The 9,434-nt window shown below is 37.6% G+C and carries 9 protein-coding genes; 4 read left to right on the forward strand and 5 right to left on the reverse strand.

What is annotated here, in order from left to right:
- Positions 1-318: 318 nt before the first annotated feature.
- Positions 319-891, reverse strand: a complete 573-nt coding sequence (locus J2S74_RS26940) for a class I SAM-dependent methyltransferase (protein ID WP_307332749.1) — start codon at positions 889-891, stop codon at positions 319-321.
- A gap of 117 nt (positions 892-1,008) precedes the next feature.
- Between J2S74_RS26940 and J2S74_RS26945 the strand changes: the two genes are divergently transcribed.
- Positions 1,009-1,188 carry a hypothetical protein gene (locus J2S74_RS26945; RefSeq protein ID WP_307332754.1) on the forward strand — a complete coding sequence of 60 codons (180 nt, stop codon included), beginning with the start codon at positions 1,009-1,011 and terminating at the stop codon, positions 1,186-1,188.
- Between the two features lie 67 nt (positions 1,189-1,255).
- Here J2S74_RS26945 and J2S74_RS26950 read toward each other — a convergent pair whose 3' ends face one another.
- The 3 genes from J2S74_RS26950 to J2S74_RS26960 all read right to left on the reverse strand — a co-directional run bounded on the left by J2S74_RS26950 (position 1,256) and on the right by J2S74_RS26960 (position 4,084).
- A complete protein-coding gene (locus J2S74_RS26950) occupies positions 1,256-1,516 on the reverse strand; it encodes a DUF3006 domain-containing protein (protein ID WP_307332757.1) in 261 nt (86 codons plus the stop codon).
- A 12-nt stretch (positions 1,517-1,528) separates the two neighbouring features.
- Positions 1,529-2,785 (reverse strand): MBL fold metallo-hydrolase, encoded by a 1,257-nt coding sequence (locus tag J2S74_RS26955; protein WP_307332759.1) that lies wholly within the window; start codon positions 2,783-2,785, stop codon positions 1,529-1,531.
- A gap of 135 nt (positions 2,786-2,920) precedes the next feature.
- Positions 2,921-4,084: an iron-containing alcohol dehydrogenase gene (locus tag J2S74_RS26960; protein WP_307332762.1), complete on the reverse strand. Its 1,164-nt coding sequence runs from the start codon at positions 4,082-4,084 to the stop codon at positions 2,921-2,923.
- Positions 4,085-4,309: 225 nt separating this feature from the next.
- Here J2S74_RS26960 and J2S74_RS26965 point away from each other — a divergent pair, with 225 nt between their 5' ends.
- Together J2S74_RS26965 and J2S74_RS26970 are read left to right on the forward strand one after the other, a co-directional pair.
- Positions 4,310-5,173: an MBL fold metallo-hydrolase gene (locus J2S74_RS26965; protein WP_307332764.1), complete on the forward strand. Its 864-nt coding sequence runs from the start codon at positions 4,310-4,312 to the stop codon at positions 5,171-5,173.
- A gap of 408 nt (positions 5,174-5,581) precedes the next feature.
- Positions 5,582-7,054: an NADP-dependent isocitrate dehydrogenase gene (locus J2S74_RS26970; RefSeq protein ID WP_307332767.1), complete on the forward strand. Its 1,473-nt coding sequence runs from the start codon at positions 5,582-5,584 to the stop codon at positions 7,052-7,054.
- Between the two features lie 119 nt (positions 7,055-7,173).
- Here J2S74_RS26970 and J2S74_RS26975 read toward each other — a convergent pair whose 3' ends face one another.
- Positions 7,174-7,884: a lytic transglycosylase domain-containing protein gene (locus J2S74_RS26975; RefSeq protein WP_307332770.1), complete on the reverse strand. Its 711-nt coding sequence runs from the start codon at positions 7,882-7,884 to the stop codon at positions 7,174-7,176.
- Between the two features lie 292 nt (positions 7,885-8,176).
- Between J2S74_RS26975 and guaC the strand changes: the two genes are divergently transcribed.
- Positions 8,177-9,160 carry a GMP reductase gene (gene guaC, locus J2S74_RS26980; RefSeq protein WP_307332773.1) on the forward strand — a complete coding sequence of 328 codons (984 nt, stop codon included), beginning with the start codon at positions 8,177-8,179 and terminating at the stop codon, positions 9,158-9,160.
- The last annotated feature ends 274 nt before the right edge of the window (positions 9,161-9,434 follow it).

The following is a 9,434-nucleotide window of genomic DNA, read 5'->3' on the forward strand; positions in this document are numbered from 1 at the left end:
TTGTTTAGTTTTCAAAGGTCAAAATTTCAGTTTGTTGTTTCAGTGACAACTCTTATATTATATCAAAATAACATTTTGCTGTCAACAACTTTTTTGAAGTGTTTTTATCGGTCGTTTTTAGCGAAAAAATAATCATATCATTTTCAAACATCAAAGTCAATATTTTTTCGAAACATTTTTCTGAGCGATGTCTTAATTTGTTGTGTTAACGACCTTGAATAAATAATATATCAAATTTAGCAATGTATCTGCAATGGCTAAATTATGGAAATGATTTTAATAGAAAAAACACTTATTTTTTAAGAGGTATTGTTATTATCAACTCAAATTGTTATTGCGGACGAAGATTGTTTGTCGACCCTCTTCCTCATTTTCTTCATAATATAGCACTTGCCAATCTTTAAATATAGTTAATAACTCTTGTGAATTTAGCTTATATTGATCGGATATCTTTTTGTTATTATTTCGGGAAGATAAATAGAAGGTTTCCATGAAAAAATATCCCTTTTCTTTTAACAATGATTTAATAAAAGGATAAATAGATCGGTCTAGATAATAAGAAATAACCACCAAGTCGTACGTATTTTCCTCAAGTTTTACTTCTTCAATATTAGTTAGATCACATAATTGTGTTTTTACCGGAAAATTTCGCAGCCTTGCTTCTTTTTTCAAATGTTCAATGGCCACATCTGAAACATCCAATGCATCTACTGTATACCCTTGTTCAGCTAATAATAAACTATTGGTCCCGAGTCCGCATGCTAAGTCTAAAGCTTTCCCCCCACCTTTTAAATAGGACGACATTTGCTGCAGTCGTGGATTAACGGTAGGAAGTGTTTCTGTTTCCAAACGATTTTTATATTTACTATTCCATTTCGTTTTTGCGTCCATAAGGCCTTGATCTCCTTTTAATGCTATTAGTGGTTGCCTGTCTATGATTTATGTATAATTATATATGTTCTTATTATATAGTAAAAATTTGATATACACAGGTAAGGAGTACTGAAAATGGATAATGAAATAATGATCGTTATACTGGGGATTGGACTTTTTTTATTAGCAGGATTATTTGGAGGATTAGGTATTTCTTTTATATTAAAAAATAGAAGAAGCCAAGGGGGCATGCTCCTTGGAATAGGAGTATTATTAGTTCTCATTTATATTATTACGTTATTAATTCTTCTATAAATAAAGAAGGGTGAGTCAAAAGGTTGTTATTATTAACCTTTTGACTCACCCTTTTCTCATAACGTTTTTATTTGTCCCTACGTTTGGAACGATGGCGGAGGAGTTCCATCTTACTCTTAATTCGCCCCCTAGTATTGTTTGTTTCCGTTTGATTCAATTCAATGGACAGGATGCTGTCCCCATCACATTCTACCGTTAACCACGTTCCTTCTTCAGCACCTTCTGGCAGGTGGGAAACAGGAATAATCTTCTCCGTTTCTTTCTCACCAACCAACAAAACAGCATGTTCTTCATCTACGATTCGGTCTATTACGGCTTTAATACCCAAAATATATTCCCCCTATTTTACACAAGCTAGACCTTGCTCTTTAATATCACCTAGTCTTCCGGAGCCAATGCCATTAATTTTGGTTAATTCGTCCACAGAATTAAAGGGGCGTAGATTCATTAATTGATCGGCCCTTTCTTCTCCGATATGGACAATTTCTGTTAATTGTTCCTTTGTTGCAGAGTTAATGTTTATACAAGTAGATATAGACGGTTCATTGGAAGGGGCTCCTTGAACAGACTCCTCTTTGTCGCTATCATCTGCTTCCACAGTACCTTCTTTTTCTGTAAAAACCGAATAGGATTTACCATCTGTTTGTACAATTACATGCCCATGAACATCTGTTCCATACAATGGAATTCCCATATTTTGAATACGATAGACCACTTCTGTATGGGGGTGACCGTAGCTATTGCCCGCTCCAGCACTATAAATAGTAATTTCCGGATTAACAGTGTCTAGAAATTCACGTATGTTTGAAGTACTTGAACCATGGTGCCCTAATTGAAAGATATGAGCATCAAGGTCGTGTCCTCGCGCGAGCATTGCCCTTTCCGTTTGCTCTTCCGCATCACCAGTAAACAGGAATTTAACATCTCCATAAACAACCCGTAGGGAAATACTCCCTTCATGAAAATCCCCTGTTAACCGATCTGGATTCACCACCTCCAATATTGCTGAACCAAAAGTGATAGTTTCTCCAGCTCGGGGTTCATGATAGTCAGCATCACTGGCTAATATAGCATCCAAAACCCGTTCAAAAGTCCTTGTAGAATGCTCATCTCCAGACATCCACACTTCCTGTACATCGAAGTTTTCTAAGACCTTATCGATTTGGCCGATATGATCCGCATGGGGATGAGTTCCGATAACAAGGTCAAGATTGGTAACACCCTGATTTTCTAAATATGGAACGACATCATTCCGATCATGGCGTCCAGCATCAATTAAGATAGTAAAATCAGATCCAATTAATAATGTGGCATCCCCTTGACCCACATCTATGAAATGCACCTCAAGTTCACCGTCAACGGTTGGACTTATTTCGGCTGTTACTTCTTCTCTATTATCTTCCTTACCATCGCTATCTCCCGAAGACTCATCTACTGTTTCATCGGAAACACCCTCATCATTATCTACTATTTCGTTGTCTCCCTTATTTGCTTCATCAGAATCGGTGGTTGCCTGACCGCACCCCCCCAGTAGGAAAACCACCGATAATAGAGTTATTAGTATTAAACTAACTACTTTGGTTTTTGAAAAAAACATACTGTACCTCCCTTACATTAACCTTTTTAATAATAACATTTAAGGGGTTTAAACAAAATATTATTAGAAAAATGGAGGGCTTAAATAAGAACACCCCCTGTTATATCTAAATGTAACAGGGGGTGTAAATTAGAATTACAGTGCTAATTTATAAATGTTAAGGACATCTTTCTCATGGAGTTTTATGAAATTTCCTATTGGCCATCTTTCTGTCCCTTTTCTAGCCATTTCCTCGAAATGTTCTTCCCCGATTTCTACTTCTGATAACCGGACAGGCATCCCGATAGATCGAAAGAAATCTTCCATTTTTGCAATTCCTACCAAAGCCGTTTTTTCCAAATCATTTAAGTCAATTTCCACGTCCCATACTCTGTTAGCAAATTGAGCAAAACGGTTAATGTCGTGCTTGTACACGTACTTCATCCATGCTGGAAATACGATGGCTAGACCAGCTCCGTGGGCGATATCATAAATTCCGCTAATTTCATGTTCAATATCATGACTAGCCCAGTCGCCAATTCTGCCGACCCCTAAGGAATCATTATGTGCAATCGTGCCCGCCCACATAATTTCCGCTCTAGCATCATAATTTGTTGGATCTTCCAAGATCTTATGTGCGTTATTGATGATCGTCCTTAAGGTCGCTTCACAAAGTCGATCCGTAACCTCGACATGTTTCTCGTTGGTAAAATACCTTTCTAGTATATGTGCCATCATGTCGGTAATCCCACAAGCCGTTTGGTAAACTGGCAAAGTATATGTAAGAACGGGATTCAAGATAGCGAATCGAGGTCTTAAGGAATCGTGTCCCATTGCCCTTTTATAAAGACCTTCTTCATTTGTTACGACCGTACCGCCACTTGTTTCACTCCCAGCAGCAGGTATTGTTAAAACGACACCAATGGGTAAGGAGTCCGTTACTTGTGCTTTTCCCATGAAGAAATCCCAAACATCTCCTTCGTATTTTACTCCAGCAGCAATTGCCTTAGCAGAATCAATCACGCTACCGCCTCCAACCGCTAAGATGAAGTCAATGTCGTTCTCCTTACAGATAGTAACACCCTCTCTAACAAGACTCACTCTAGGGTTTGGCTTTACTCCCCCAAGTTTGAAAATTTCCAGACCTTGTTCTGTTAAAGATGTAATTACTCTATCGTATAATCCACTTTCCTTAATGCTTCCTCCGCCAAAATGAAGGAGAATCTTCTTTCCAAATACTACACTCTCTTTCCCTACAACTTGTTCTTGATCTTTCCCAAAAATAATTTTAGTACAATTTTGAAAAACAAAATTCTGCAAAATAAATTCCCCCTTTAGTTCCTATACTATTCTATTTATGTAAAAAAGCAAAACGTTTTATAATAACAACCTCTGTTCTCATGGAAACAGTAGAATCCATCCCTTAGTTAGGGGTAACGAAGATTCCAATTTTTTTGTAAGGTAAGCTTTACATATTTACTAATACCAAGTGGATATTAATAATGCTTTCTCTTAAAAATAAATTATTGGAAATGAGGAATAATTGTGGATCAAGAAAAGTTGAATTACGGAAGTGATTACAAGGTGATTCCGGCCACCTCCATAACTGATGGAGTTGGAATAGAAGTATTACCGGATTTATATTGTTATAATGTTCAAATTGTTAATATTGCTTTTGTTGGTAATAAAAATGATAATGAATTTATCTTAATTGATGCTGGAATGCCAAACACGGCAGATCGAATTATTAGAGAGGCCGAAGAGAGATTTGGTGTTAATTGCAGGCCAAAGGCTGTCATTCTAACTCACGGTCATTTTGATCACGTAGGTGCAGTCATTGAAATAGTCGAGCATTGGAATGTGCCTGTTTTCGCCCATCAATTAGAAATCCCATACTTAACAGGCGAAAAGCGTTATCCTGACCCAGATCCAACTGTTGAAGGTGGTATAATAGCAAAGGTGTCTCCCCTCTTTCCTATTGAACCCATTAACTTAGGAACATACGTAAAGCCACTCCCTTCCGATGGTAGTGTTCCTGAAATGCCTGAGTTCAAATGGATTCACACTCCAGGACACACACCGGGTCACATTTCTTTATTCCGAGAAAAGGATCGGGCATTAATTGTAGGAGATGCTTTCGTTACGGTCAAACAAGAGAATCTATATGATGTACTAACTCAAGAGCAAGAAATCAGTGGTCCTCCCCGCTACTTAACACCAGACTGGAATTCTTCCTGGGCTTCTGTTAAAAAATTAGCAGCATTGCATCCATCTGTTGCCGTAACAGGACACGGATTACCAATGGCAGGTGAAGCATTAAAAGAGAATTTAACGAAATTAGCTGCTGATTTTGATAAACTTGCTATTCCCGATTTTGGAAAATTCGTGGAGAATAATAACAAGCATTAAACGTTAATTAAATTTATGGTTAAAAAACGTAATTATATTCCCTTTGAAAGTTCCTGAACCTAAATCTTAAGGTCAGGAACTTTCTCATTTATTTTATTTCGATTTTTAATTGACAATTTATATATCTCAATTATAATAAAATTATAAATATTCCAATTTGAGTTACTTTAGCATCTAGGTTCAAAGTGGGCTCGGATGAAAAAGTAATACATAACGGATATAACTCAATAGGAAGATCTTCAAAAGACATTTTCGGTGTTTGTTGAAGATAAGCCAACAATAGACTTCATTTTTAAGCTTTGTAAAAAAGCTTTATTTGGATATCTATTGTTTTTTTATGTGCTTTTTTAAGTCTAGCTTTTTTAGCTATTCTCATAAATATTAAATGATAAGGAGCGAGTAATTATTATGACAAAGAAAAGAGCCATAACAGTTGCTAAAGGTGATGGAATCGGACCTGAAATTATGGATGCCACCTTAAAAATTTTAGAGCACGGCGGAGCACAGATTGAGCCTGAATTTATCGATATAGGGGAAAAGGTATATTTATCAGGCTATTCCGCTGGTATTACAGATGACGCTTGGGAATCCCTTCGACGCACAAAGGTTTTCCTAAAAGCACCTATTACTACTCCTCAAGGTGGAGGATTTAAGAGTTTAAATGTTACCGTTCGTAAATCTTTAGGCTTATATGCTAACGTAAGGCCTTGTATCGCCTTCGATCCCATTGTAAAAACAAAGCATCCAGGCATGGACCTCGTAATCATCCGTGAAAATGAGGAAGATTTATACGCAGGTATCGAACATCAGCAAACACCAGAGGTTGTACAATGCCTTAAACTGATTACTCGTCCAGGTACAGAAAAAATTGTTCGTTACGCTTTTGAATATGCACGAAAAAATAATCGTAAGAAAGTAACTTGCTTTACAAAAGATAATATAATGAAGCTCACAGATGGACTTTTCCATAAGGTTTTTGATGAAATAGCCGTTGAATATCCAGAAATTGAAGCAGAGCATTGGATAATTGACATTGGTATGGCAAAAATGGCTGACACGCCACAAAACTTTGATGTCATTGTTATGCCAAACCTCTATGGGGACGTTGCCTCCGATGTAGCTGCACAAATTGCTGGAAGTGTAGGACTTGCTGGTTCCGCGAACATCGGTGATGGTTGTGCCATGTTTGAGGCAATCCACGGAAGTGCTCCAAGGCGCGCGGGGCAAAATCTTGCTAACCCATCCGGCCTACTCCAAGGGGCAATCATGATGTTAGTTCATATTGGTCAACCAGAAGCTGCTGCAAACATTCATAATGCTTGGTTAAAAACTTTAGAGGATGGTATTTACACGTATGATATTGCTAAAGGAGGACCTTCGGTTGGCACGATGGAATTTGCCAATGCAGTCATTGAGCGCCTTGGACAAAAGCCAACAAAATGGGAGCCAGTTACCTATGAATTGATAGAACAAGATGAAGAAGTTGCAGCAACTGCAGAACCAGCCCTTCCGTTACTGCCGAAGGATCGTAAAACAGATGTTACCCGTGAACTTGACGGAGTTGACGTATTCCTATTCAACAATGAATTGACAGCAGATGAGCTTGGGACTAAATTAGAAACTGTTGCTGGACCTGAGTTCAAGCTTGTTATCATTACAAATCGTGGTGTGAAAGTATACCCTGGTGGACTTCCAGAGACGTTTACAACTGACCATTGGCGTTGCCGATTCTACCCTAGTGACGAGAATGGTACAGTAACTAACATAGAAATTGGAAAATTATTAAATCGTGTGTCGGAAGCAGGTTTAGACTGGATCAAGGTGGAGAACCTGTATAAATTCGATGGTCAATTGGGCTATTCTTTAGGGCAAGGTCAATAAAATAGTAGGTAGGAGAAAACAGGTTCCTTCCTCCAGTATTATTTAGAGTGAGTTTTCTTAAACCATTTGGAGATTTCTAAACGAAAATAGACGCTTCCCGTTACAGGAAGCGTCTACTCTTATTCATCATATACTAGTAGTTCATTGTCTTTTGCACTTTCTTGGATTTCTACAGCATACCAACTTCTGGCATGTCCGTTCTCATAAATATATTGCTCTAACCCGTAAATTCCCCGGTGATAAGCTGTTAGGGCATAGTTCCAATCCCCGTACTGGTGGTAGAGAAAGTCTAAATAAGTAACAGCCAATTGTATGGAATAATAAGGATCAAATAGCTTGTCTTCTTCATAGTCAATACCTGCCATTTCAGCAATCCATGGCGCTGTATTTTTCATAAACTGGGCAAGCCCATAAGCGTGACCATACATTGTCTCTGGCCCCACCGTTTTAGGATCAAAAGTCCCTCCTGTCTCCACTCTTAATAGCTCGTAAACGATAAAAGGATCAATCTCCTTTGATTCTGCAGCCAAGGTAAGGAAATGGCCCCATTCCTCTTTAAATCGACCATCACTGTCCTCATAAAAATACTCAGAAATCTCCTTAGCAAGAGTCCAGGAATCATAGTCAATGGAGTATTCCCTCAGATCCTCCGGTAAGTCTTCAACGTAATCCTTTAGTATTTCTGCATCTAAAGTTTCTTCCATTTGTTTATTCTCTATGATCAAAGCTTGCACTTGTTCATTTAACTTTCTATACTCATATCCAAAAGTTGCAGTTATGCCAATAAAAAATAACAATATCCCTAATGCAATTGATTTGTTTATTTTCATTCTTCGTCCCTCCTTGGTAGACAGTCTACTATATAAAGACAATCACAAATTATTATAATAACGTATTTAAGGAAAAACTGCAAGTTTCATGGATAGTAAACAAAAACAATTATTTAATTATTTTTAATGTAGGAATTCACCCTGCCCTTGCAGAATGGAAATTGGTTATAAAATTATAAAAAAGAATAGATTATCTTATCTTTCACATACTGTTAAATATTGAACATTACATAGTATTGGAGTACTATTATTTAATGGTGTGGTAAATATTTTAATACTAGGAGTGTAAATTGTGGATAATGTATTTGATTATGAAGACATTCAACTAATCCCTGCCAAAAGTGTTGTAAACAGCCGTTCTGAGTGTGATACAACGGTTACTTTTGGAGGGCATACCTTTAAGCTTCCTGTTGTTCCAGCCAATATGCAAACGATTATTGATGAAAAAATAGCAATTTTCTTAGCTGAAAATGGCTACTTCTATATCATGCATCGTTTCCAACCAGAGAAAAGAATTGATTTTATTAAAGATATGAAGAGGCGGGGGCTGTACGCATCAATTAGTGTAGGAGTAAAGGAGCAGGAATACAGCTTCGTTGAACAAATTGCAGCTGAACAACTTTCCCCTGAATTTATTACGATTGATATTGCCCATGGTCACTCAAATGCTGTAATAGAAATGATACAACATATTAAGAAGCATTTGCCTAATAGTTTTGTTATTGCCGGAAATGTTGGTACACCAGAAGCAGTGAGAGAATTAGAAAATGCAGGTGCAGATGCAACAAAAGTTGGTATCGGCCCTGGTAAAGTATGTATAACGAAGATTAAAACGGGATTTGGTACCGGTGGATGGCAATTAGCTGCTCTTCGTTGGTGTGCAAAGGCTGCAACTAAACCAGTAATTGCAGATGGAGGCATTAGAACCCACGGTGATATAGCAAAATCTATTCGGTTTGGTGCAACAATGGTCATGATTGGATCCTTATTTGCAGGCCATGAAGAATCACCTGGAGAAACATATGAACAAGATGGGAAGTGTTTCAAAGAATACTTTGGATCTGCTTCTGAATTTCAAAAAGGTGAAAGACGAAATGTTGAGGGTAAAAAGATGTACGTAGAACATAAAGGGTCATTAAAAGATACTTTAATTGAAATGGAGCAAGACCTTCAATCCTCCATTTCTTATGCAGGAGGAAAAAAACTGGATTCAATCCGTCACGTAGATTACGTAATCGTAAAGAGCTCCATCTTCAATGGGGACCGCGTCTACTAAATCGCGACTTTCATCGGGACGACCTTTGTGCATATATAAATACAATCAAAGGATGAGTGAGTATTAAATGACTTGCTTATCCTTTTCACATTCTTGTAACATAGTGGATAAAACTTCCCAGCTTAATTAATTGAGTTGCAGTTAGTTACAACTGAGTTTACCCGCGGAAATAGAAACGATACCCGCCGTTGCGAGCAATTTACCCGCGGTATTCATATTTCAGACATAATTCAGTATATAAAAAAGACACTCTCATCTGAGAATGTCTTTATCT

The organism is Evansella vedderi (assembly GCF_030813435.1).
In the GTDB taxonomy this organism is placed as follows: domain Bacteria; phylum Bacillota; class Bacilli; order Bacillales; family Salisediminibacteriaceae; genus Evansella; species Evansella vedderi.